Source organism: Metapseudomonas boanensis (genome assembly GCF_018704125.1).
GTDB lineage: Bacteria > Pseudomonadota > Gammaproteobacteria > Pseudomonadales > Pseudomonadaceae > Metapseudomonas > Metapseudomonas boanensis.
The window spans coordinates 613,223-635,525 of the sequence record NZ_JAGTIS010000001.1; the positions used below are offsets into that span (position 1 = coordinate 613,223).

A 22,303-nucleotide genomic window follows, 5' to 3' on the forward strand; every position below is an offset into this window, starting at 1 on the left:
GGCGGCGCCGTTCAGATGCACTTGAAGTAGTCGAAAGGCTCCAGACAGTCCTTGCAGCGATAAAGCGCTTTGCAGGCGGTGGAGCCGAACTCGCTGAGGCGCTCGGTATGGGCGCTGCCGCATTGCGGGCAGCACACTTCCGGCGTCTTGCCCAGCAGGCTGAGCTTGCTGGAGCTGCCCACTGGTGGGGCGATGCCATATACGCGTAGGCGTTCGCGGCCTTCTGCGCTGATCCAGTCCGTTGTCCAGGCCGGTGTCAGGCAGCGCTCCAGGCGCGGGGCGAAGCCCGCGCCCAGCAGCGCCTGCTCGATGTCACGCTCGATGACCTCGGTGGCCGGGCACCCGGAGTAGGTGGGAGTCACCACCACGTGCAACTCGCCGTCCTGCTCGTCGACTGCGCGGACGATGCCGAGGTCGACGACGCTGACCACCGGGACTTCCGGGTCCATGACCGCGCCCAGCACATGCCAGGCGCGGCTCAGGTCCTCGGTGCCGAGCGGCCCGCGGACGCGGTCGCTGGCGATCAGCTCACCAGGTCGCATCGGGGTAGGCTCGCTGAAGGAACTGCATTTCGGCCAGCAGCAGCCCGAGGTGCTCGGTGTGCAGGCCACGCTTGCCGCTCAGGTAGAAGTAGCTGGCCGGCTCCGGCAGGGGCAGGGTGGCGCTGGCGAACACGTCGGCGACCTTGGCCTTCCAGGCGGCAGCCAGTTCGGCAGGGTTCGGTGCGATTCCGGCTTCGAACAGGCGTTGCTCGATTTCGTCGCCATTCACCAGTTCCACAGTGAAGCGCCAGACCTCGGGGATAGCCGCCAGCATGCGCTTGTGGCTTTCCTCGGTACCGTCACCCAGGCGCTCGACCCATTCGGCGGAGCGGCGCAGGTGGTAGGTGACTTCTTTTAGGGCCTTGGCGGCAATGCCGGCCACGCGCTCGTCGCTGGAGCCAGTCAGGCCGTGCAGGACCTGGAAATGCCAGGCGTCAAACAGGAATTGCTTGGTGATGGTCACGGCATAATCGCCGTTAGGCTGCTCCACCAGCAGCAGATTGCGGTAGGCGCGCTCGTCTCGGCGGAATGCCAGGTGGTCGGCGTCGCGGCCGTCGCTCAGCAACTCGGCGGCATATTCCAGCCAGTTGCGCGCCTGGCCTACCAGGTCGAGGCCGACGTTCATCAGCGCCAACTCTTCTTCCAGCGCCGGAGCACGGCCGCACCATTCGCAGAGGCGCTGGCCCTGGACCAAGGCGCTGTCGCCAAGGCGCAGCAGGTATTCGATCAGGTCGGTGTTCGGGTTCATGGCGCGCGCCTCACATGTGGCCGACTTCGGGCGGCAGCTCGTAGAAGCTGGCGTGGCGGTAGACCTTGTCCTGCGCCGGATCGAACAGCGGCTCCTTCTCGTCCGGGGAGGAAGCGGTGATCAGCGCGGACGGCACCACCCACAGGCTCACGCCTTCGTTACGGCGGGTGTACAGCTCGCGGGCGTTCTCGATGGCCATGGGCGCGTCGGCGGCATGCACGCTGCCCACGTGTTTGTGGTTGAGGCCGTGCTTGCTGCGCACGAAGACTTCGAAAAGGGTCCATTCGGACATGGCAGGAATCTCCAGATCAGGGGCAGGTCAAGCGGCGTCCGCTTTGTGTTGTTGTTTGCGGGCGTGGGCGACCGCGGCTTCGCGGACCCAGGCGCCGTCTTCGATGGCTTTACGGCGGGTACTGACGCGCTCGTGATTGCACGGGCCGTTGCCCTTGAGCACTTCGTAGAACTCGTCCCACTGGATTTCGCCGAAGTCGTAGTGGCCGCGTGCCTCGTTCCACTTCAGATCCGGGTCCGGGGCGGTGCAGCCGAGCAACTCCAGTTGCGGCACGGTCTGGTCTATGAAGCGTTGGCGCAGTTCGTCGTTGCTCTGGCGCTTGATCTTCCAGGCCATCGACTGGGCGCTGTTGGGGGAATGTTCGTCGCTGGGGCCGAACATCATCAGGGCCGGCCACCAGAGGCGGTTGATGGCGTCCTGGACCATGTCCTTCTGGGCCTGGGTGCCGTGGCGCATCATCGTCAGGAGGATTTCGTAACCCTGGCGCTGGTGGAAGCTCTCCTCCTTGCAGATACGGATCATCGCGCGGGAGTAGGGGCCGTAGGAGGTGCGCTGCAGCACCACCTGGTTGACGATGGCTGCGCCATCCACCAGCCAGCCCACCGCGCCCATATCCGCCCAGTTCAAGGTCGGGTAGTTGAAGATGCTCGAGTACTTGGCGCGGCCGCTGTGCAGCTTGGCGACTTCTTCGTCACGATCGGCGCCCAGGGTTTCCATGGCGCTGTAGAGGTACAGGCCGTGGCCAGCCTCGTCCTGGATCTTGGCCATCAGCTGCAGCTTGCGCTTGAGCGTCGGGGCGCGGGTTACCCAGTTGCCTTCAGGCAGCATGCCGACGATTTCGGAGTGGGCGTGCTGGGAAATCTGGCGGATCAGGGTCTGCCGGTAAGCATCCGGCATCCAGTTCTTCGCTTCGATCTTGATTTCCGCATCGATCTTTTCCTGGAAGGCGCGTTCTTCGGAGGTCATCTCCTCCAGCGCCTTCACGCGCTTCACGCCGGTTTCAACCAATTGTGCGTACATGCCGTTCTCCAGCCATGCAGGGTTCGTGGGGTGGCCTGGGCCATGGCGCTATTTTTAAATGATACAAAAACAAATATCAAACACTAAAACGTGTGTCGTAATTGTTTTTTGTATCGGATTGACGAGCGGCAAGAGGTCGAGCCCGCATAAGGCCCTGGGGAAGCGCGCGGTTATTAGGCTAGTGGACCTATGTCAGTGGGTTGCGGCTTACGGCTGGGAAGGGCCGCGACGATCTGGCGGGGCGACTTCCGCCGTCATTCGTTCTGCAGTCGATCGCTGAAATGATACGTCGTTATGGATTTATCCTCTGTTTGGTGTTCTATTTTTGCTTGCGGGACGTTGCTAGCAATTGGCGGTGCGCCGACCGGGACGGCACAAAGAACACCCTCCTCGTCGCTCAAGGCTGATTGCGTCGTCCATCTTGGATCGAGTGCAGTGTTGGCAATGTCGACCGCCAGTTTCAGCGGTGGAAATCGGAATCCGTAAACATCCGTGAGCGCTGCTCGTGGAAGCGGATCACGATCCCGTTGCTACGGTCGTGAATGCCATGGAAGTGGTGGAAGTGGCGATGCCCATCGAAACGCGGGTCGTCCACGAAGAACATCCCGTGGCGCTTGTGGAACATGCCGAACCGGTGCGAATGGCCCATGAACCCGTGATTGAACCCATGGGCATGACCGTTGAATCCGTGGTGGTGTCTTATGGGGCCATGGAAATGCCGGTGTCCGAACCCCTTGGAGTGACCGCCCCTGAAGTGACCACCCTTGAAGTGGCCGCCTCCGGCCAGTGTCATGGCGCCGCTGGTGTCGTTGGTAGGCCAGGGTGACTCCGCCATCACCTGGCCCCCGCCGAGGCAGGCGAGAACCATTAGCAGAAGCTCGAGGATACGCATGGCGAACCCTCCCGGATCACATCCTCCCCGAGGATATTGCCCCCATAACGAACTGTATGCTTTTTGATCAATCGTGTCTTGGACGGGATGGTTCTTGGCCTATGCCGCCTCGGGCGGGGACCATACTTGACGGGGCGAGCACCCGCTCCTGAAGGGCCGGCCCGATCCGCCGCCGGCTGCCGCAAGCGGGGGGGGAGGTGGCAATGCGATTCGATGCGTTTTCCTTCGGCACCATCACCATCGATGGGGTCACCTATCCCCATGACGTGGTGATCGCCAACGGTCAGGTCCGCAAACGCAGTAAGAAGCCCTCGAAGAAGTTCCGCGATGCTTACGGTCACACCCCGCTGTCGATCGAGGAGGAGATTCCCTGGGATTGCCGGCGCCTTGTGATCGGGACCGGCGGCGGGGCCTTGCCGGTCATGCCGGAAGTCAGGCGCGAAGCCGAGCGTCGGGGTATCGAGCTGATTGTGAGGCCCACTGCGGAGGCCATCGATCTACTGCAAGAACAGCACAAGCACACCAACGCGATCCTGCATCTCACCTGCTAGTTAGCCCCGTCCGGGAAATGGCCCCGGCCGGGCTCTGGTTTCTCTGTGGGGGCGAATTCATTCGCTAAGGGCAGCGCAGCCGCCCCCGTCGAAGCCGGAGGGCGAACCTGCGGTCCGCTAAGCGATTGAAATCGCCCCCACAGTGATCGTGCCACTGCAGGGTACGACTCAGGCACTCACGATCACCTCGAACCCGCCATAGATCATCCGCTGGCCATCGAAGGGCATATTGCTCGGGTTGGGTTGCATCCGGGGGTCTTCCATCGCCTTCTTCATGCCCGCATCCCGTACCTGCTTCGAGGGCCAGGTGATCCAGGAAAACACGACGGTCTCATCTTCCTTGCGCTTCACCGCCATCGGGAAAGACGTCACCTTGCCCTCGGGCACATCGTCGCCCCAGCACTCGACGACGCTCAGGGCGCCGCATTCCTTGAAAACCCCCGCAGCCATCTCGGCCACCTTGCGGTAGGTCTCGCGGTTGGCGGTGGGGACGGGCACTACGAAGCCATCTACATAGGTCATGATCGATCTCCTGTCTGGATGCCGTTCTGTCGATGAGCGCCGACCAAGCTAACCGTCTGGCCGTCTTACCTAAGAGTCGATTCAGATAGCCGCCATTCGACGGATCTGCCCGTGCTCTGGAGTCCAGCCCGACCGACGGTCGTCGGACCCCACCGTCGCGCGATCATAGGATGGGGCGTGCGGCGTTCGGCCAGAACAGCGATACCCATCTAAGGCGGGGTTCCGTGCTAGCTCAAGCTGCCCGCGAAACTTAGGATAGAGCCCCCTCAATCGGCTTTTCGGTAATTGAAATGCTCATTGTCTTCAGCGGGCTGCCTGGCACAGGGAAAACAACGATTGCGCGTCGGTTGGCGTCCCGAGTGGATGCGACCTACCTGAGAGTGGATGCCATCGAGCAGGCGCTACGTGATGCCGAGGTCCTTGCCCATGATGTGGGGCGAAGCGGATATTTGGTCGCTATCGCCCTGGCTCAGTCGAATCTTGGTCTGGGCCGTATGGTGATCGTCGACTGCGTCAATCCGGTGGCTGAAAGTCGCGAGGCGTGGCGAGAAATTGCCTCACGGGCTGGCGTGCGCTTGCTGGATATCGAGGTGTTTTGCTCTGACACGCGAGTGCATCAACTCAGGGTGGAAACTCGCACTGTCGATGTGCCCGGCCTGAAACCCCCGACCTGGCAATCGGTTCTGGAACATGACTATGAAGCATGGGGCAAAGGGCCGTTGCGGCTCGATTCCGCCGTGATCTCACCGGATGAGGCGGTGGAGGCAATCATGGAGCGCATGTCCAGCTCTACCTTCTAGCCAATTTCCCTGCCCATGACAAAGCCCCGCACAAGCGGGGCTTTTTTGATGCGGCGCGGGCCTTACTTGTTGCGGTTGTCGTAGACGTGGCAGGCCTTGCCTTCGGAGCGTTTCAGCGAGTAGCTGGGACGCAGGACGACGCGCGAGCTGATGCCGATGTAGGTCTTGATGTGCTTGCCGAGTTCGTTGCACACCGCTTGTTGCTGCGCCTCGCTAAGGCCTTCGTGCTCGTGCTTGAGCTCGACGTGGACTTCGATGCTGTCCAGGTTGCCGTTGCGGAACAAGTGGATCTCGTAGTTCTCGGAGAGCTGCTTGATCTTCAGTACCTGCTCTTCGATCTGCGTCGGGAACACGTTCACGCCACGGATGATCAGCATGTCGTCGCTGCGGCCGGTGATCTTGTCGATGCGTCGCATGGGGCGTGCGGTGCCTGGCAGCAGGCGCGTCAGGTCGCGGGTGCGATAGCGGATCATCGGCAGGGCTTCCTTGGACAGCGAGGTGAACACCAGCTCGCCCATCTGCCCATCCGGCAGCACTTGGCCGGTCACCGGGTCGATGATTTCGGGGTAGAAGTGGTCTTCCCAGATGGTCGGACCGTCTTTGGTTTCCGCGCACTCCATGGCGACGCCCGGGCCCATGATTTCCGACAGGCCGTAGATGTCCAGGGCGGTGATACCCATGCGCTCCTCGATGGCGCGGCGCAGTTCGGCGGTCCAGGGCTCGGCGCCGAAGATGCCGAGGCGCAGGGCCAGTTTGTGCGGATCTATGCCTTGGCGCTCGATTTCGTCGGCGAGGTTCAACATGTAGGACGGAGTGACCATGATGATGTCCGGCTGGAAGTCGCGGATCAGCTGGACCTGCTTCTCGGTCTGGCCGCCGGACATCGGGATCACGGTGCAACCCAGGCGCTCGGCGCCGTAGTGGGCACCCAGGCCGCCGGTGAACAGGCCGTAGCCATAGGAGATGTGCACCTTGTCGCCCTTGCGACCGCCGGCGGCGCGGATCGAGCGCGCCACCACATTGGCCCAGGTGTCGATGTCGTTCTGGGTGTAGCCGACCACGGTGGGCTTGCCGGTGGTGCCGCTGGACGCGTGGATGCGCACGATCTCGCTCTGCGGCACGGCGAACATGCCGAAGGGATAGTTGTCGCGCAGGTCGTTCTTGCCGGTGAAGGGGAACTTGGCCAGGTCCTCGAGGGATTTCAGGTCATCCGGGTGCACGCCTTTCTCATCGAAGCGCTGGCGGTACAGGGGGACGTTCTCGTAGGCGTGCTTGAGGCTCCAGCGCAGGCGCTCCATCTGGTGCTGGCGCAGCTCGTCGACGCTGGCGGTTTCCATCGGGTCAAGCAAGGCGGTATTGGCAATCATGTTCATGGTTTCACTCAAATTGTTTTTGTCGTCGACAGCCAGCGTCAGAGGCTGTGAGTGCTGGGGAAGAGAATACTCCTCCCCGTTTTTTCCGATCTCGGTTCTTGCGTTTCAGAGCCTTTCAATGATCAGTGCGATGCCCTGGCCCACGCCGATGCACATGGTGCAGAGGGCGTAGCGGCCTTGGCGTTCTTCCAGTTCGTGCAGGGCGGTGGTGACCAGGCGCGCGCCGCTCATGCCCAGGGGGTGGCCGAGGGCGATGGCGCCGCCATTGGGGTTCACGCGGGGATCGTCGTCGGCGAGGCCCAGTTCGCGCAGTACCGCGAGGCCCTGGGCGGCGAAGGCTTCGTTCAGTTCGATCACGTCCATGTCCGCCAGGGACAGGCCGGTCAGCTCCAGCACCTTGCGGGTGGCCGGCACCGGGCCGATGCCCATGATGCGAGGCTCGACGCCGGCAGTGGCCATGCCGACCACCCGGCCGCGGGCCTTGAGGCCATGGAGCTTCGCGGCGGCGCTGCTGGCCAGCAGCAGGGCGCAAGCGCCGTCGTTGACGCCCGAGGCGTTGCCGGCGGTGACGCTGCCACCCTGGCGGAAGGGCGTGCCCAGCTTGGCCAGCTGTTCGAGGGTGGTGTCGCCACGGGGATGCTCATCCTGGGAGACCGCCTTGGGCGGGCCTTTGCGCTGGGGGATCTCTACCGGGACGATTTCCTTCGCCAGGCGGCCGTTGGCCTGGGCTGCGGCGGCGCGCTGCTGGCTGCGCAGGGCGAACGCGTCCTGGTCCTCGCGGGAGATGTTGAACTGTTCGGCGACGTTTTCTGCGGTTTCCGGCATGGAGTCGATGCCGAACTGGGCTTTCATCAGCGGATTGACGAAGCGCCAGCCGATGGTGGTGTCGAAGATTTCCGCCTGACGGGAGAAGGCGGTTTCCGCCTTGCCCATGACGAGCGGGGCACGGGACATGGATTCCACGCCGCCGGCGATCATCAGCCCGGCCTCGCCGCAGCGCAGGGCGCGGGCAGCGTTGCCGATGGCGTCCAGGCCGGAGCCGCACAGGCGGTTCAGGGTGGTGCCTGGCACGCTGACCGGCAGGCCGGCCAGCAGGGCGGACATGCGGGCGACGTTGCGGTTGTCTTCGCCGGCCTGGTTGGCGCAGCCGTAGATCACGTCGTCGATGGCGCTCCAGTTCAGTTCCGGGTGGCGCTGGATCAGGGCGCGCAGGGGTACGGCGCCGAGGTCGTCGGCGCGCACGGCGGACAGGGCGCCGGCGTAGCGGCCAATGGGCGTGCGCACGGCGTCAATGATCAGGGCGTCATTCATTGGGGGTCTCCTGCGCGAGTACCGGGCCGCGCACTTTGTAGGACTTGCCGTGGAAGAGGGCGATCAGTTGCCCATTCTGGTTCTCGATGCGCACGTCGTAGTTGCCGGTGCGCCCGCTGCGGCTCTGCTCGGTGGCCTGGGCGGTGAGGGTGTCGCCCAGGCGCGCCGGCGCCACGTAGTCGATGCTGCAGCCGATGGCCACGGTGGCTTCGTTGTAGCTGTTGCAGGCGAAGGCGAAGGCCGAGTCGGCCAGGGCGAACAGGTAGCCGCCGTGGCAGGTGCCGTGGCCCTGGACCATGTCATCTCGCACGCTCATGCCGACCCGGGCCTGGCCGGGTGCGACGGAGAGCAGGCGCATGCCCATGGCCTGGCTGGCGGCGTCACGCTCGAACAGCGCGCTGCCGCAGGCTTCGGCCAGCGACAGAGCTTCATGGTTGGTCATCGGAAGTTTCTCCCCTCGGCCACCTGGCGGCGCAGCAGCAGGGAAGGGCGGTAGCGCTCTTCGCCATAGGCGGCCTGCAGGTTCTCCAGAGTGCGCAGCACGACCGCCAGGCCGATGGCGTCGGCCCAGGCCAGCGGGCCTTGCGGGTAATTCACCCCGGCGCGCATGGCCAGGTCGATGTCGGCGGCGGTGCCCACGCCCTGGAGCACGGCATCGGCCCCTTCATTGGCCAGCATGGCCACGGTGCGCAGCACGGCGAGGCCGGGAATGTCGGCGAGCTGGCTGACTTTGAGGCCGGCGCGTTGCAGCAGGGCCACGGCCTGGTCGCGGGCGGCTTCGCTGGTAGCGGCGGCGCAACTGATGCCGAGGCGAGCGGCCTTGGCATAGTCCAGCGCGAGATCGATCAGCACCAGGTTGGCCAGGCCGTCCTCGCGGGCGCGCTGGCTGGCCAGGCGGCCGTCGGACAGGGCGAGTACCGCGTCGCCCACGCGCAGCAGGCCAGTGCCGTCGCGACGCACCACATTCACGCCGGCTTCACGCAGGCGCTGCACCAGGGGTTCGGCCACGCCCAGGCTGCCTTCCACCACGCAGGATTCCACGCTGGCGTCGCTGGCAAGTTCCGCCGGATGAGGGCGTTCGGCGCCCTCGGCGTAGTCATAGAAGCCGCGTCCGCTCTTGCGGCCGAGACGGCCGGCGTCGACCAGTTCCTTCTGGATCAGCGAGGGCTGAAAGCGGAAATCGCCGTAATAGGCGTCGAACACGGAGCAAGTCACAGCGTAGTTGACGTCATGGCCAATAAGGTCGGTCAGCTCGAACGCGCCCATGCGGAAGCCACCGGCGTCGCGCATCAGCGCGTCGAGGGTGGCGCAATCGGCGGCGCCTTCCTGCAGCAGCCGCAGGCTTTCGGCATAGAAGGGACGTGCCACGCGGTTGACGATGAAGCCCGGCGTGGACTTCGTGTGCACCGGCTGTTTGCCCCAGGCCTTGGCGGTTTCATACAGGCATTGGGCAAGGGCGGGATCGCTGGCCAGGCCCGAGACGATTTCCACCAGTGCCATCAGCGGCGCTGGGTTGAAGAAGTGCATGCCGAGCACCCGGCCTGGATGCTGGAGGCCGGCGGCCAGGCTGGTGATGGACAGCGAGGAGGTGTTGCTGGCGAGGATGCAGTCGGCGCTGCACAGTGCCTCCAGCTGGCGCAGTAGGCCGCGCTTGACCTCGAGGTTCTCGACGATGGCTTCGATCACCAGGCTGGCATCGGCCAGGGCCTCGATGGCCTCAGCTGGTTGCAGGCGAGCGACGATGGCGCTGCGGGCCTCGGCATCGAGCTTGCCTTTCTCGACCAGGCGGCCTAGCTGGCGGTCGATGCCGTCAATGGCTTGGGCGGCGGCGCCGGCGCGATTGTCATAAAGCCGGACCGGGTGACCGGCCTGCGCGGCAACCTGGGCGATGCCGGCGCCCATGGCGCCGGCGCCGATGACGACGACAGTAGCGGAAGCGTTCAGGGCAGGCATGGGCTCAGCGTCCTTTAAAGCTGGGGGTGCGCTTTTCCATGAAGGCACTGACGCCTTCGCGGTAGTCCTCGCTGCGGCCGGCAAGACGTTGCAGGTCGCGTTCGAGGTCCAACTGCTCGTCGAAGCTGTTGTTCAGGCTGGCGTTTAGGCTGCGCTTGATCAGCGCGAGGCCATAGGTGGGCTGGGTGGCCAGGTGGCGGGCCAGCTTCAGGGATTCCTCGCGCAGAGCAGCGTCGTCCACGACCCGGTAGATCAGGCCCCATTGTTCGGCTTGTTCGGCGGTCAGGCGATCACCCAGCAGGGTCAGCGCCTTGGCGCGGGCCATGCCGACCAAGCGGGGCAGCGTCCAGGTGCCGCCGGAATCCGGGATCAGGCCGATCTTGCAGAATGCCTGGATGAAGCTGGCAGAGCGGGCGGCCAGGACCAGGTCGCAGGCCAGTGGGATGTTGGCGCCGGCACCGGCGGCCACGCCGTTCACTGCGCAGATCACCGGCAGCGGCAGGTCGCGCAGCGCACGGATCAGCGGGTTGTAGAACTTCTCGATGGATTCGCCCAGATCGGGCGCGGCAGAACCGGGAGCGACGTTACGGTCGCCCAGGTCCTGGCCTGCGCAGAAGCCGCGGCCTTCACCCGTCAGCAGCAGCACGCGAACTTCAGGGTTTTGCCTGACTTGTTTCAGCGCTTCGCGTACTTCGCCATGCATTTGGGCATTGAAGCTGTTCAGCTGTTCGGGGCGATTGAGGCTGAGGGTCGCGACGCCCGCCTCGATGGAAAAGAGGATGTGCTCGAAGTTCATGGGCAAGGGCGCTCCAGGTCTGTCGAAGAGGTCGGTCGGCCAGTGGTTACTGGCCGGTGAATTCGGGGCGGCGTTTTTCCTGGAAGGCGCGAATGCCTTCCTCTCGGTCCTGGGTGCCGGCCAGCAGGGTGAAGGCATGGCGCTCGAAGCGCAGGCCGCTGGCGAGGTCGGTGTCCTCTGCCTTGAGCAGTGCCTCCTTGGCCAGGCGCACGGCCAAAGGCGCTTTCTGGGCAATGACGCGAGCGATGGCGATGGCCCGTTCGACGGTGAATTCCGGCTGGGTCACTTCGCTGACCAGGCCTGCGCGCAGAGCATGGCGGGCATCGATGGCTTCGCCTGTGAGCACCATCTGCATGGCCAGGGACTTGCCCACGGCGCGTAGCAGGCGCTGGGTGCCGCCGGCGCCGGGCATGATCCCGAGGTTGATTTCCGGTTGGCCGAAGCGGGCGTCTTCGCCGGCGATGAGAATGTCTGCATGCATGGCCAGTTCGCAGCCGCCACCGAAGGCAAAGCCGTTCACGGCGGCGATCAGCGGTTTCTTGAAGGCGGTGATGCGTTGCCAGTGGGCCAGGCGCGGGTCATTGAGGATGCCCACCAGGTCACGCTCGGCCATTTCCTTGATATCGGCGCCAGCGGCAAAGGCCTTGCGGCCGCCGGTGATGACCACGGCACGGGTATCGGCATCCTGTTCGGCGCTTTCCAGCTCAAAGGCCAGCTCGCCCAGCAGCTCGGTATTGAGCGCATTCAGTGCCTCGGGGCGCTGCAGGGTGATCAGGCGGACACCCTGCTCGGGAGGCCGGACGGTAAGGGTACGAGGCATGACGACTGTCCTCAGGCTGCACGCGCGGCATTGCCGCTCTTATTAGTGGGTCAGGGAAGGCCCTTTCCTGTGCTGCCGAGGCGAGGGGCGAGGCAGCTTTTGCCGGAGTATACGCATAAAGCGATACAAAACAACATGTAAAAATATCAATTATGTGTCTTAAAGTTGGCTTTCTTGTGGGCGCGGTCAAGTGTCCTATCAAGTGGGGCCTGGCTGTATGCAGCGTAAATGCTGGGCCTTATAACGCGAAGAAGTGGTTTGAAAGTGCCGATTGACCGGTCGTCATCTGATACAGAGAGGCTGGCTTTCATGTGCTGGAATGATGTGATACAAAATGAAGTAGATTTTGAATCGCTTTGTGCCGCCTTGCGTAACACCCATCCAGATTTAATTGAGGACGTCTCCATGTCGACCACCGCCCGCACCGCTGCCCTTGAACTGTTCGCGCATCACCAGGAGACGCTTGATCGCGCGGTCCAGGCGATAGCCGAGCGGGGTTATTGGTCGCCCTATCCGGAAAGCCTGAAGCAATACCCGGAAGAGTCGGTCAAAGGCGCCCAGTCGGCCTTCGAAGCTCAACTCAATCGCCATTTCTCGCTGGTTGGGTCCCAGTCGGTGGGACGTGCAGGTTCTGAACGCTCGCCTTACGGTTTCGATCTGGGAGTGACCTATGACCAATACGATGCGGATGCTCTGCTGGGGCGTATGCAGCAGGCGCTGCCCGCGTGGCGTGATGCCGGCCCTGCGGCGCGGGTGGGCACTTGCCTGGAAATCCTGCAGCGGCTCAATGCATTGAGCCCGACCCTGGCCCATGCCGTCATGCATACCAGCGGGCAGGCCTACATGATGGCTTTCCAAGCGGGCGGACCTCACGCCCAGGATCGCGGCCTGGAGGCGCTGGCCTACGCCTGGCGTGCCATGTCGGAAGTGCCGGAGGCGGCGCGCTGGATCAAGCCCCAAGGTAAACAGGAGCCACTGGTGCTCGACAAGCGCTGGCACATTGTGCCGCGCGGCCTGTCCCTGGTGATCGGCTGTTCCACCTTCCCGACCTGGAATACCTATCCGGGCCTGTTCGCCAGCCTGGCCACCGGCAACCCCGTACTGGTCAAGGCGCATCCAGGCGCGATCCTGCCGGTGGCCATGAGCGTCAAGGTCGCCCAAGACGTGCTGGGCGAGCTGGGCTTCGATCCGGCGCTGGTCAGTCTGGTGGTAGACACCCCAGACGCCCCAGTGAGCCAGCACCTGGCTCTGGACCCAAGGGTCAAGCTGGTGGACTTCACCGGCTCCAACGCCTTCGGCAACTGGCTGGAGGCCAATGCCACCCAGGCCCAGGTGTTCACCGAGAAGGCCGGGATCAATACCGTGATCATCGACAGCGTGCGCGACCTCAAGGCCGTGGCGCGCAACCTGGCTTTCTCCCTCAGTCTTTATTCCGGACAGATGTGCACCACGACCCAGGCCATCTACGTGCCGCGTGGCGGTATCCGCAATGGGGAGGAGTGCCTGAGTTTCGAGGAGGTGGGCCAGACCCTGGCTGGCGCCGTTCGCAGCTTCCTTGCCGACAATGAGCGCGCCTGCGCGGTGATCGGGGCCATCCAGTCCGAGGCCACGGCCCAGCGCATCCAGGCTTGCCGCGAGTTGGGCGAGGTGCTGCTGGACAGCGAAGCGCGCGAGCATCCGCAGTTCCCCGGTGCGCGCATCCATACGCCGCTGCTGCTGAAAGTGGATGCGGCCGACCGCGCGGCCTATGCCGAGGAGCGCTTCGGCCCCATCGCATTCGTCATCGCCACCGACGACACGGAGCACAGCCTGCGCCTGGCTGCCGAGGTGATCGGCGAGAAGGGGGCTCTGACGCTTGGCATCTACTCCACGGACGAAGCCGTGCTGGACCGCGCCGAGCAGTTGTCGATGGAGGTGGCGGTTGCACTGTCGGTGAACTTCGATGGCGGTATCTTCGTCAACCAGTCCGCCGCGTTCAGCGACTTCCATGCCAGCGGCGGTAATGCCGCGGCCAATGCCTCGATCACCGACGGTGCCTTTGTCGCGCGTCGGTTCGTCACGGTGCAAAGCCGCCGACACGCGGTCCCATAACAAGAAGGAGCACTGAATGACCTGCTATAGCCTTGACGGCCTGACTCCCGTGGTCGATCCGACCGCCTACGTACACCCCTCCGCCGTGCTGATCGGCGACGTGATCATCGGCCCGGGTTGCTACGTCGGCCCGTTGGCCAGCCTGCGGGGTGACTTCGGCAGGATCATCCTGGAGGAGGGCGCCAACATCCAGGACACGTGCGTGATGCATGGCTTCCCTGACAGCGATACGGTGGTCGAGCGCAATGGCCATATCGGGCATGGCGCTGTCCTGCACGGCTGCCGTATCGGCGCGGACGTGCTGGTGGGCATGAATGCGGTGGTCATGGACGGCTCCCAGATCGGTGCGCGCTCCTTCGTTTCCGCCGCCGCCTTCGTCAAGGCCGGGTTCAGTTGCCCCGAGCAGTCCCTGGTGATGGGCGCTCCAGCCAGCATCAAACGCTCGCTCAGCGATGAAGAGGTGGCCTGGAAGCAGGCCGGTACCCGCGAGTACCAGATGCTCGCCCAGCGCTGCCTGCAGAACATGGTGGCGTGCGAGCCCCTGGCCGAAGTCGAGGCGGGGCGCCAACGCATTGCCGATCGTGGCCTGCGTCCGAAGGGGAGTGGGCCACAATGAGGGCGGTCTTCGCACAGCGGGCACGTAACCTGATGGTCATGCCGTTGAGCCTGCGGGTATATTCGGCTCTTTTTCCGCACCCAGAATGTCCATGACCACGCTTGCGCCCTTGGATCACCTCGTCACTCGCTTTCAGGAGCAGACACCTATCCGTGCCAGTTCACTGATCATCACCCTCTACGGCGATGCCATCGAACCGCATGGTGGCACTGTCTGGCTGGGCAGCCTGATCCAGCTGCTGGAGCCGATGGGCATCAATGAACGGCTGATCCGCACTTCCATCTTCCGTCTGACCAAGGAAGGTTGGCTTAGCGCGGAGAAAGTGGGCCGACGCAGCTACTACAGCCTGACCGGCGCAGGCCGGCGGCGGTTCGAAAAGGCGTTCAAGCGGGTGTACAGCTCCAGCGTGCCGTCCTGGGACGGTGCCTGGTGCCTGGTGATGCTGTCGCAGCTGCCGCAGGACAAGCGCAAGCAGGTGCGTGAAGAGCTGGAATGGCAAGGTTTTGGTGCAATTTCCCCGACCGTGCTGGCCAATCCGCGCTGCGATCGGGTGGATGTTGCCGCGACCCTGCAGGAACTCGACGCCCTTGAGGACAGCATCATTTTCGACACCCGTCCCCAGGACGTGCTGGCTTCCAGGGCACTGCGCATGCAGGTGCGAGAGAGCTGGAATATCGATGAGCTGGGCACCCACTACAGCGAATTCATCCAGTTGTTCCGCCCGTTGTGGCAAGGGCTGCGCGAGCAGGAGCAACTGCAGCCGGCGGACTGCTTCCTGGCCCGGACCTTGCTGATCCACGAATACCGCAAGCTCCTGCTGCGCGACCCCCAACTACCCGACGAACTCCTGCCGGGCGATTGGGAAGGCCGCGCCGCCCGCCAGTTGTGCCGTAACATCTACCGGCTGATCTACGCCAAGGCCGAAGAGTGGTTGAATGCTGCATTGGAAACCGCCGACGGGCCACTGCCTGATGCTGGCGAGAGCTTCTATCAGCGTTTCGGCGGATTGAGGTAAGGCGCGCCTGCTGGATGGTACGCTGATTGCGGTAGGGAAAGACCCGGCCTGTTGCTGCGCCCGGCCGGATAACTATAAGAACAGACGCTTGCATGAGGCTTAGAAAGCCATGACCACTGCACATGCACAGAAGGCAGACCGCTTCGATGAGTGGCTGCAAGGCATCAACCAGGTTTGCGGTCGCTTCGGCGCCAAGGTCCTGGGATCCGACTTCTCCGGCTCGATCCGCGAACACAAGGCCGGCGCCATCAAGCTGAGCGTTGTCGACGTGACCCAGGCGAAGCTGTTCCGCACCGAGCGGGAGGTGGCGCAAAGCGATGGCCAGCACTTCTACCTGGCCTTGCAGCTGGAAGGGCACGCCGGCATGGAGCAGGGCGGCAACGGCATCGCGCTCGCGCCCGGCGACATCACGCTGATCGACTCCACGCTGCCCAGCAACTTCGTCTACAGCGACAATTCCCGCCAATTGTCCTTGATCCTCCCTCGTGACCTGGTGGAAAAGAGTCTGCGCTTCGCGGGCGTTCGCTGCGGCCAGCGTATCCCCGCATCCTCGCCGGTCGCGATCCTGGCCAACCGCTTGATTCTGGAGTCCACCCACCAGCAGTACCTCAGCCTGCCGGAGAGCGAAGCGATGTTGGAGGCAGTGGTCAGTTTGCTGCGTCCGGCCATCAGCAGCAGCGAGGCCGAGTTGGACGTGCATGAGCGCCTGTTTCGCAAGACACAGCGCTTTATCGACGAGAACATCCGAGCGGAAGAACTGAGCCCGGAAACCATTGCCCGCGAGGTAGGCGTTTCGGTGCGTGGCCTGTATCGGATGTTCTCGAAGAAGGGCCTGGTGGTCGCCCAGTACATCAAGAACCGGCGCCTGGACTTCTGTGCCGAGAGCCTGCGCAACGGCGGTGGCGAGCAGAAGCTTTCCGCCCTTGGCTACGGTTGGGGCTTCACCGATTCCAGCTACTTCTCGACAGCCTTCAAGGCCCGTTTCGGCGTGTCGCCCAGCGAGTACCGCAAGCGCTACAGCCAGAGTTGAATCCGATCTGGGGGTGTATCAATCCCACAGGAACCTTTCGCCTAGTCCTTGGCAGCCCTGCCAACACGATTGGCATAGAGAAACAAACCTCCATCGCTCCCGACGTCGACAATCCGTGAAGCATTCGGGCGTGCGCCCCGTCTAGAGAGGATCGAGAATGAGCAAGGTTGAAATCCTGCCGCAGGTGGCGGCATTCCTGGAGCGCCGACACGGTTGCTTCATCGACGGCCAGTGGGTGCTGCCGGAAGGGCCGACCACGCCAGTACTCAACCCTGCCACGGGCAAGGCTATTTCGGCGGTGCCGGATGTGCCGCTGGAGTACCTGGAGCGCGCGGTGCAGTCCGCGCACAAGGCATTCAAGTCGCGCGTGTGGTCGGGGCTGCGACCTGCCGATCGCGAGCGCATCCTGCTGCGTTTCACGGCGCTGGTGGAGGAGCACGCAGAGGAACTGGCTCAGCTGGAAACCCTGAGCCAGGGTAAGTCGATCAACATCTCGCGCATGCTGGATGTCGGCGCCACCGTGGAGTTCATGCGCTACATGTCCGGCTGGGCCACCAAGATTGAAGGCCAGACCCTGGATGTGTCGATTCCGATTCCGCCAGGCTCTCGCTTTACTGCGTTCGCACGTCGTGAGCCGGTGGGCGTGGTGGCGGGTATCGTGCCATGGAACTTCCCGCTAATGATTGCCACCTGGAAGCTGATGCCGGCCCTGGCCTGCGGCTGCACGGTGGTGATCAAGCCGGCCAGCGAAACCCCGCTGACCTGCCTGCGCCTGGCCGAGCTGGCCTTCGAGGCGGGTATTCCGGCCGGTGTGTTCAACGTCATCACTGGTGGTGGCAGCACCGTCGGCAATGCGCTGGCCTCTCATCCGCTGATCAACAAGGTGTCCTTCACCGGTTCCACCGCAGTTGGCAAGAGCGTCGGCGTGGCGTGCATGGAGAACATGACCCGCTTCGCCCTGGAGCTGGGTGGCAAGAACCCGATGATCCTGTTGGAGGACGCCGACGTCGAGAAGGCGATCCAGGGCGCATTGCTCGGCGGCCTGCTCAACCAGGGCCAGGTGTGTGCTGCGGCGTCGCGCTTCTACGTACACCAGTCACGCTATGGTGAATTCGTCGAGGGCTTGGCCGCTGCGGTCAAGGGCCTGTCGATCGGGCCGGGTATGGACCAGGAGGCCGCCATCAACCCGCTGGTGTCGCGCAAGCAGCAACTGGGCGTGCTCAAGCACATCGAGGTTGCCCGCCAGGAAGGGGCGCGCGTTGTGGCGGGCGGGCAGCCTATCGAGGGAGATGGCTTCTTCGTCCAGCCGACGGTGCTGGCCGACGTCAACCATTCGATGGCGGTGGCCCGTGAAGAAGTGTTCGGCCCGGTGCTGTCGGTGATCCCGTTCACCGATGAAGATGCCATGATTGAGCTGGCCAACGACAGCCCTTATGGCTTGGCGGCCAGCCTCTGGACCAACGACCTGGGCAAGGCGATGAACCTGGTGCCGCGCATCGAGGCCGGCACCGTCTGGGTCAACGCCCATGTGCTGCTGGACCCCAATATGCCCTTTGGAGGGGTCAAGCAGTCGGGGATGGGCCGTGAGTTCGGCCGTGCAGTGATCGAGGCGTATACCGAGCTGAAGTCTGTCTGCATCGCCCACTGAGCAAGACCCTCGATTTCCGGCAGGCGTCTTGCGTCTGCCGGTTTTTTTGGGGGGGCCTGTGGGGCACATTTGCTGCGGGTGCGATTTCACTTGCGAACGGTCGCTACCCCCGAACTGACTGGCAGTCCTGCAGCCTGCTGCTCGCGAATGAATTCGCGCTCACAAGAAGCAGCACGTCAGGTAGCCCTGCACTGCTCAGGTGCACGGAAAGGTTGCAGGTTCCACGGCTGGGCTAAGCTTTCGGCAGTTCCCGGACAGTAAGGACTGCCCCGATGAGCGAGCCTCTTCTCAGCTTCGATGCACTCAAGCAAGCCGTTGCCGACGGCGAGATCGACACCGTGCTGGCGTGCATGGTGGACATGCAGGGGCGGCTGGTCGGCAAGCGCTTCCAGGCGGAGTTCTTCATCGACAGCGCCTTTGAAGAAACCCATTGTTGCAACTACCTGCTGGCCGACGATATCGACATGGAGCCGGTGCCAGGGTATGCCGCTGCCAGCTGGAGCCAGGGCTACGGCGACTTCGTGTTGAAACCGGACATGAGCACGCTACGCCGCGTGCCTTGGCTGGAATGCACGGCACTAGTGCTTTGCGATGTGCTCGACCACCAACACCGTGACCTGCCTCACAGTCCCCGGGCCATTCTCAAGAAGCAGGTGGCACGCCTCACCGAGCGTGGCTATGCCGGCATGTTCGCTTCCGAGTTGGAGTTCTACCTGTTCGATGAGAGCTACGGCGCAATCCACAAGCGCAATTACCAGAACCCGAAGACCGCTTCGCACTATATCGAGGACTACAGCATCCTACAGACCACCCGTGAGGAGCCGGTAGTGCGAGCGATCCGCAAGCACTTGCAGGCCTGCGGCGTGCCGGTGGAGAACTCCAAGGGTGAATGGGGGCCGGGGCAGGAAGAGATCAACGTTCGCTACAGCGATACGCTGACCATGGCCGACCGCCACGTCATCATCAAGCACGCGTGCAAGGAGATCGCCTACCAACAGGGCAAGTCGATCACCTTCATGGCCAAGTGGCGCTACGACCTGGCCGGATCCAGCGGCCACATTCACAGTTCGCTGTGGGACCTGGCCAACGGAGGGCCGCTGTTCCTCGACCCGGCAGCTGAATTCGGCATGTCGAAGCTGATGCGTGGCTGGGTCGGCGGCTTGCTCAAGTATGCCAATGACATCACCTATTTCCTGGCGCCCTACATCAACTCCTACAAGCGTTTCCAGGCGGGAACCTTCGCACCGACGCGTGCGGTGTGGAGCCGCGACAACCGCACGGCTGGGTTCCGCCTGTGCGGCGAGGGCAGCAAGGCGGTGCGTATCGAGTGCCGGGTGGGTGGTGCTGACCTGAATCCATACCTGGCTTTTGCGGCGCTGATCGCTGCGGGCCTGGCTGGGATCGACGAGCAACTGGACCCGGGGGCTCCATTTGGCGGGGATGCCTACCTCGGCGAACAGCTGCCGGAGGTTCCCAAGACGCTGCGGGATGCGACCAACGCACTGAAAGCTTCGGCCATGCTCGGCCAGGCGTTCGGCGAGGAGGTAATCCAGCATTACGTGCATACCGCCGAGTGGGAGCAGCGGGAATACGACCGCCGCATCACCGATTGGGAACTGCAGCGGGGGTTCGAAAGGTACTGATGCGCCTGACCGAGTCGGGCCGGTATTCAGAAGATCCGGCCCAGGTTCAGGTACAGGGCTCGTTCCGCCTCATCGTTCAACCCATAGCTGAAATCCAGCGGGCCAAGCGGTGTATCGAAACTGATGAAGACGCTGGCGGCGTTGATGTAGCCGCTGTCGAAACTGTTGTCGTTGTTCCAGACGCGGCCTCGCTCCAGGCTGGCACCTAGGTAAAGCGGGAAGTCCAATGGCAGGAAGGAGCGCTGGGTCATTCGGCGGTAATAGACCATCCGGCCGAGGCTGACGTTCTGCCCGGACACCGAGTCCTGGCGGAAGCCAGACAGCTGGCGGGCACCGCCGAGCAGGAAGCTGGAGGTCACGACCTCGGCATCGTCCAGGGTGCGGCCGTAGCGGCCCCCTAGAACGAAGGTGTCCGGCCCTTTGCCAAAGGCCTTGTCGAGGATCAGCTCCCATTGCCGGTAGCGCTCGTCCGAGCCCAGTTGCGGGTCGTATTGGCGCAGGCTGAGCCCGATGGCTTCGCCCTGGTGCGGGTAGTCGACGTTGTCCAGGGTGTCGAAGGAGTACTTCAACTCGTAGTAGCCCTCGGTGAAGCTGAAGCTTGGCAGGTCTTGGTCGCCGACGCGTACATCGGCTTCGCCCCAGGCCTGGCCGACGCCGAAGCGGATCTCGCCGTTGTTGGCGATCTGTCGACCGAGGTTGAGGCCAAGGCCGTAGCGCTCCAAGCGATATTCGGCGATGGGGTCGTTGTCGAGAATTGCCTCGACATTCTGTGCCTCGCCGAACAGGTAGGGGGCGACGAAGTAGCGCGAGCCGGCATCCAGCGGTTGGTAAAACTCGCTGTAGAGCTCCTGATGATCACCGAGTTGCACGCGGCTCAACCATTCGGCGCCCAGTTCGTTGATGCCATTCTTGCGATAGCTGGCGCCCAGGTTGTATGCGCTGTCGCCACGCATGTCGTCGGACAGGTTGAGCCCCAGGCGCAGGTAGTCGGTGCCGGCGCGCTTGCCACGGGCATTGATCACCAGCGCATTGCCGTCCTGGCGGCGGACCACGCGGTAGTGCACCTGCTCGAAGTAGTCGAGACCGTACAGGGTACTCATGTCCGACTGCAGGCGTTCCAGGTCCAGCGGCTGCCCGAGGGGTTGGCGGATGTACCGGCGGATCACTGCATCGCTGATCTTCGAGTCGTTCTCCACCTTGATACTGCTGATGACCGGTGTGCGTTCGCTCGGCAGGCGGGCGCTGTCTAGCGGGCGAGCCTGGCTGCTATCAGGCGAGCGAAGGATGGCCAGGCGGCTGTCGAGGATGGTGGTGGCGCGGTAGCCGGCATCGATCATCTCCTTCGCCTTTCCGAAGTCCGTCGATCCATATCCAGCCAGGGGTGGCTGGATCAGGACGTCCGCCGGCTTGAGGGTGGCGAGCTGGGCCTCCGAGTTGGTGCGGGTCATCAGGGTGATGGACTGGTTGAGCACGTCCACCACCGTACCCAGCTCCTTGCGCGGCTGCAGCGGGTTGCCGATATCGACCACGATGACCAGGTCGACCCCCATGCTTCGCGCCACGTCCACGGGGATGTTATCGACCATGCCGCCATCTACCAGCAGCCGGCCGTCCACTTCCACTGGGGCGAAAACTGCCGGAATCGACATGCTGGCGCGGATCGCCCGAGGCAGGTGGCCGCGTTGGAACACGACCTTTTCGCCAGTGGCGATATCGGTGGCAACGGCGCGGAAGGGAATGGCCAGGCGATCGAAATCCCGCGTGTCGTTGGTGTGAACCAGCAGGCTCTCCAGCAACAAGGCGAGGTTCTGGCCCTGGATCACGCCGAGCGGCAGGCCCAAGCTGCCGTCATCGCGGAAACTCAGGCGCTGCTTGACCAGGAAGTCGCGGTCGTCCTGCTTGCGGCGGAACGGGACGTCCTGGCGCGGTGGGGCGTCGGAAAGGGCCAATTGCCAGTCCAGGTGGGTGGCCAGCCGTTCCAGTTCATCGACCCGGTAGCCCGCCGCATACAGCCCTCCGATCACCGCTCCCATGCTGGTGCCGGCGATGGCGTCGACGCGGATGCTTTGTTCCTCCAAAGCCTTGAGCACGCCGATATGGGCGAGACCACGTGCCGCGCCGCCGGACAGCACCAGGCCGATCTTCGGGGGCGTGGCCTGGGCAAGGCAGAGGAGGGGAAACAGCAGCAGGATAAACAGCAGACGGCGCATAACGCATCCCTGGTCAGGCGGAGTGTAGGCGGGAGTGAGCGGCGGCCGTTTGCGGTTGCCAGTGGCGTTCTCAATGGCCTGCCGAAGCTCGCTATTATAGGGACCTCATGATCGAGCGAGCCCTGCCATGTCGACGTCCAAGCCCGAAATTGTCATTACCTATTGCACCCAGTGCCAATGGTTGCTGCGTGCTGCCTGGCTCGCACAGGAGTTGCTCAGCACTTTTACCGACGACCTCGGCCGGGTCTGCCTGGAGCCGGGTACCGGCGGTATATTCCGGATCACCTGCGACGGTGTGGAGATCTGGGAGCGCAAGGCCGATGGTGGTTTCCCAGAGGCCAAGGTTCTCAAACAGCGGGTTCGCGACCAGATCGACCCCGCGCGTGATCTCGGGCATAACGACCGAAGCTGATTCGCACTGTCTCAGAGC

22 protein-coding genes are annotated in these 22,303 nt (G+C 63.7%); 9 read left to right on the forward strand and 13 right to left on the reverse strand.

Features of this window, described 5'->3' with window-relative positions; genetic code table 11:
• Positions 1-11 precede the first annotated feature (11 nt).
• From paaD to J7302_RS02895, 5 genes are all read right to left on the reverse strand, one after another.
• Positions 12-542: a 1,2-phenylacetyl-CoA epoxidase subunit PaaD gene (paaD, locus tag J7302_RS02875; RefSeq protein ID WP_215369947.1), complete on the reverse strand. Its 531-nt coding sequence runs from the start codon at positions 540-542 to the stop codon at positions 12-14.
• Positions 529-1,290, reverse strand: coding sequence for a 1,2-phenylacetyl-CoA epoxidase subunit PaaC (paaC, locus tag J7302_RS02880; protein WP_215369949.1), 762 nt, complete (start codon positions 1,288-1,290; stop codon positions 529-531). Before paaC ends, paaD begins: the two co-directional genes overlap by 14 nt.
• A gap of 10 nt (positions 1,291-1,300) precedes the next feature.
• Positions 1,301-1,582: a 1,2-phenylacetyl-CoA epoxidase subunit PaaB gene (paaB, locus tag J7302_RS02885; RefSeq protein WP_215369951.1), complete on the reverse strand. Its 282-nt coding sequence runs from the start codon at positions 1,580-1,582 to the stop codon at positions 1,301-1,303.
• Positions 1,583-1,609: 27 nt separating this feature from the next.
• Positions 1,610-2,602 (reverse strand): 1,2-phenylacetyl-CoA epoxidase subunit PaaA, encoded by a 993-nt coding sequence (gene paaA / locus J7302_RS02890; RefSeq protein ID WP_215369953.1) that lies wholly within the window; start codon positions 2,600-2,602, stop codon positions 1,610-1,612.
• A gap of 460 nt (positions 2,603-3,062) precedes the next feature.
• Positions 3,063-3,494, reverse strand: coding sequence for a hypothetical protein (locus J7302_RS02895; protein ID WP_215369956.1), 432 nt, complete (start codon positions 3,492-3,494; stop codon positions 3,063-3,065).
• Positions 3,495-3,697: 203 nt separating this feature from the next.
• On the opposite strand from J7302_RS02895, the gene J7302_RS02900 reads away from it, so the two are divergent.
• Positions 3,698-4,045, forward strand: a complete 348-nt coding sequence (locus J7302_RS02900; RefSeq protein WP_215369958.1) for an MTH938/NDUFAF3 family protein — start codon at positions 3,698-3,700, stop codon at positions 4,043-4,045.
• A 168-nt stretch (positions 4,046-4,213) separates the two neighbouring features.
• Here the strand turns inward: J7302_RS02900 and J7302_RS02905 are convergent, their stop codons facing one another.
• Positions 4,214-4,567, reverse strand: a complete 354-nt coding sequence (locus tag J7302_RS02905; protein ID WP_215369960.1) for a DUF1428 domain-containing protein — start codon at positions 4,565-4,567, stop codon at positions 4,214-4,216.
• Positions 4,568-4,857: 290 nt separating this feature from the next.
• Between J7302_RS02905 and J7302_RS02910 the strand changes: the two genes are divergently transcribed.
• Positions 4,858-5,367 (forward strand): AAA family ATPase, encoded by a 510-nt coding sequence (locus tag J7302_RS02910; RefSeq protein WP_215369962.1) that lies wholly within the window; start codon positions 4,858-4,860, stop codon positions 5,365-5,367.
• 62 nt (positions 5,368-5,429) lie between these two features.
• Here the strand turns inward: J7302_RS02910 and paaK are convergent, their stop codons facing one another.
• The 6 genes from paaK to paaF form a co-directional block, all read right to left on the reverse strand.
• A complete protein-coding gene (paaK, locus tag J7302_RS02915; RefSeq protein WP_215369964.1) occupies positions 5,430-6,740 on the reverse strand; it encodes a phenylacetate--CoA ligase PaaK in 1,311 nt (436 codons plus the stop codon).
• Positions 6,741-6,845: 105 nt separating this feature from the next.
• Positions 6,846-8,051 (reverse strand): 3-oxoadipyl-CoA thiolase, encoded by a 1,206-nt coding sequence (pcaF, locus tag J7302_RS02920; RefSeq protein WP_215369967.1) that lies wholly within the window; start codon positions 8,049-8,051, stop codon positions 6,846-6,848.
• Complete coding sequence (gene paaI, locus J7302_RS02925) at positions 8,044-8,493, reverse strand: hydroxyphenylacetyl-CoA thioesterase PaaI (protein ID WP_215369969.1); 450 nt, start codon at positions 8,491-8,493, stop codon at positions 8,044-8,046. The genes pcaF and paaI overlap by 8 nt, the downstream gene beginning before the upstream one ends.
• Positions 8,490-10,004 carry a 3-hydroxyacyl-CoA dehydrogenase PaaH gene (gene paaH, locus J7302_RS02930; RefSeq protein ID WP_215369971.1) on the reverse strand — a complete coding sequence of 505 codons (1,515 nt, stop codon included), beginning with the start codon at positions 10,002-10,004 and terminating at the stop codon, positions 8,490-8,492. The genes paaI and paaH overlap by 4 nt, the downstream gene beginning before the upstream one ends.
• 4 nt (positions 10,005-10,008) lie before the next feature.
• Positions 10,009-10,800, reverse strand: coding sequence for a 2-(1,2-epoxy-1,2-dihydrophenyl)acetyl-CoA isomerase PaaG (gene paaG, locus J7302_RS02935; RefSeq protein ID WP_215369973.1), 792 nt, complete (start codon positions 10,798-10,800; stop codon positions 10,009-10,011).
• 46 nt (positions 10,801-10,846) lie between these two features.
• Positions 10,847-11,620, reverse strand: coding sequence for a 2,3-dehydroadipyl-CoA hydratase PaaF (gene paaF / locus J7302_RS02940; protein ID WP_215369975.1), 774 nt, complete (start codon positions 11,618-11,620; stop codon positions 10,847-10,849).
• Between the two features lie 405 nt (positions 11,621-12,025).
• Here paaF and paaN point away from each other — a divergent pair, with 405 nt between their 5' ends.
• The 6 genes from paaN (at position 12,026) to J7302_RS02970 (ending at position 19,663) form a co-directional block, all read left to right on the forward strand.
• Positions 12,026-13,711 carry a phenylacetic acid degradation protein PaaN gene (paaN, locus tag J7302_RS02945; protein ID WP_215369977.1) on the forward strand — a complete coding sequence of 562 codons (1,686 nt, stop codon included), beginning with the start codon at positions 12,026-12,028 and terminating at the stop codon, positions 13,709-13,711.
• 16 nt (positions 13,712-13,727) lie between these two features.
• Positions 13,728-14,327: a phenylacetic acid degradation protein PaaY gene (gene paaY / locus J7302_RS02950; RefSeq protein ID WP_215369979.1), complete on the forward strand. Its 600-nt coding sequence runs from the start codon at positions 13,728-13,730 to the stop codon at positions 14,325-14,327.
• 91 nt (positions 14,328-14,418) lie between these two features.
• Positions 14,419-15,342, forward strand: coding sequence for a phenylacetic acid degradation operon negative regulatory protein PaaX (gene paaX / locus J7302_RS02955; RefSeq protein ID WP_215369981.1), 924 nt, complete (start codon positions 14,419-14,421; stop codon positions 15,340-15,342).
• 109 nt (positions 15,343-15,451) lie between these two features.
• Positions 15,452-16,372, forward strand: a complete 921-nt coding sequence (feaR, locus tag J7302_RS02960) for a transcriptional regulator FeaR (protein ID WP_215369983.1) — start codon at positions 15,452-15,454, stop codon at positions 16,370-16,372.
• A 157-nt stretch (positions 16,373-16,529) separates the two neighbouring features.
• Positions 16,530-18,020, forward strand: coding sequence for an aldehyde dehydrogenase family protein (locus tag J7302_RS02965; RefSeq protein WP_215369985.1), 1,491 nt, complete (start codon positions 16,530-16,532; stop codon positions 18,018-18,020).
• 272 nt (positions 18,021-18,292) lie between these two features.
• Positions 18,293-19,663 carry a glutamine synthetase family protein gene (locus J7302_RS02970; protein WP_215369987.1) on the forward strand — a complete coding sequence of 457 codons (1,371 nt, stop codon included), beginning with the start codon at positions 18,293-18,295 and terminating at the stop codon, positions 19,661-19,663.
• Positions 19,664-19,689: 26 nt separating this feature from the next.
• Here J7302_RS02970 and J7302_RS02975 read toward each other — a convergent pair whose 3' ends face one another.
• Positions 19,690-21,873 (reverse strand): patatin-like phospholipase family protein, encoded by a 2,184-nt coding sequence (locus J7302_RS02975; RefSeq protein ID WP_215369989.1) that lies wholly within the window; start codon positions 21,871-21,873, stop codon positions 19,690-19,692.
• A gap of 127 nt (positions 21,874-22,000) precedes the next feature.
• On the opposite strand from J7302_RS02975, the gene J7302_RS02980 reads away from it, so the two are divergent.
• The gene (locus J7302_RS02980) at positions 22,001-22,285 is read left to right on the forward strand and encodes a SelT/SelW/SelH family protein (RefSeq protein WP_215369992.1); all 285 of its coding nucleotides are present in this window, start codon (positions 22,001-22,003) and stop codon (positions 22,283-22,285) included.
• Positions 22,286-22,303: the final 18 nt, after the last annotated feature.

Excerpts from the sequence above, each read along its gene's own strand:
- paaX (WP_215369981.1), top strand. The coding sequence starts at position 14,419 with ATGACCACGCTTGCGCCCTTGGATCACCTCGTCACTCGCTTTCAGGAG.
- paaG (WP_215369973.1), bottom strand. The coding sequence starts at position 10,800 with ATGAACTTCGAGCACATCCTCTTTTCCATCGAGGCGGGCGTCGCGACC.
- J7302_RS02975 (WP_215369989.1), bottom strand. The coding sequence starts at position 21,873 with ATGCGCCGTCTGCTGTTTATCCTGCTGCTGTTTCCCCTCCTCTGCCTT.
- paaF (WP_215369975.1), bottom strand. The coding sequence starts at position 11,620 with ATGCCTCGTACCCTTACCGTCCGGCCTCCCGAGCAGGGTGTCCGCCTG.
- paaB (WP_215369951.1), bottom strand. The coding sequence starts at position 1,582 with ATGTCCGAATGGACCCTTTTCGAAGTCTTCGTGCGCAGCAAGCACGGC.
- paaC (WP_215369949.1), bottom strand. The coding sequence starts at position 1,290 with ATGAACCCGAACACCGACCTGATCGAATACCTGCTGCGCCTTGGCGAC.
- paaN (WP_215369977.1), top strand. The coding sequence starts at position 12,026 with ATGTCGACCACCGCCCGCACCGCTGCCCTTGAACTGTTCGCGCATCAC.
- paaY (WP_215369979.1), top strand. The coding sequence starts at position 13,728 with ATGACCTGCTATAGCCTTGACGGCCTGACTCCCGTGGTCGATCCGACC.
- paaI (WP_215369969.1), bottom strand. The coding sequence starts at position 8,493 with ATGACCAACCATGAAGCTCTGTCGCTGGCCGAAGCCTGCGGCAGCGCG.
- paaH (WP_215369971.1), bottom strand. The coding sequence starts at position 10,004 with ATGCCTGCCCTGAACGCTTCCGCTACTGTCGTCGTCATCGGCGCCGGC.
- feaR (WP_215369983.1), top strand. The coding sequence starts at position 15,452 with ATGACCACTGCACATGCACAGAAGGCAGACCGCTTCGATGAGTGGCTG.
- J7302_RS02970 (WP_215369987.1), top strand. The coding sequence starts at position 18,293 with ATGAGCGAGCCTCTTCTCAGCTTCGATGCACTCAAGCAAGCCGTTGCC.
- J7302_RS02895 (WP_215369956.1), bottom strand. The coding sequence starts at position 3,494 with ATGCGTATCCTCGAGCTTCTGCTAATGGTTCTCGCCTGCCTCGGCGGG.
- J7302_RS02980 (WP_215369992.1), top strand. The coding sequence starts at position 22,001 with ATGTCGACGTCCAAGCCCGAAATTGTCATTACCTATTGCACCCAGTGC.
- J7302_RS02900 (WP_215369958.1), top strand. The coding sequence starts at position 3,698 with ATGCGATTCGATGCGTTTTCCTTCGGCACCATCACCATCGATGGGGTC.
- J7302_RS02905 (WP_215369960.1), bottom strand. The coding sequence starts at position 4,567 with ATGACCTATGTAGATGGCTTCGTAGTGCCCGTCCCCACCGCCAACCGC.
- paaA (WP_215369953.1), bottom strand. The coding sequence starts at position 2,602 with ATGTACGCACAATTGGTTGAAACCGGCGTGAAGCGCGTGAAGGCGCTG.
- paaK (WP_215369964.1), bottom strand. The coding sequence starts at position 6,740 with ATGAACATGATTGCCAATACCGCCTTGCTTGACCCGATGGAAACCGCC.
- J7302_RS02965 (WP_215369985.1), top strand. The coding sequence starts at position 16,530 with ATGAGCAAGGTTGAAATCCTGCCGCAGGTGGCGGCATTCCTGGAGCGC.
- paaD (WP_215369947.1), bottom strand. The coding sequence starts at position 542 with ATGCGACCTGGTGAGCTGATCGCCAGCGACCGCGTCCGCGGGCCGCTC.
- J7302_RS02910 (WP_215369962.1), top strand. The coding sequence starts at position 4,858 with ATGCTCATTGTCTTCAGCGGGCTGCCTGGCACAGGGAAAACAACGATT.
- pcaF (WP_215369967.1), bottom strand. The coding sequence starts at position 8,051 with ATGAATGACGCCCTGATCATTGACGCCGTGCGCACGCCCATTGGCCGC.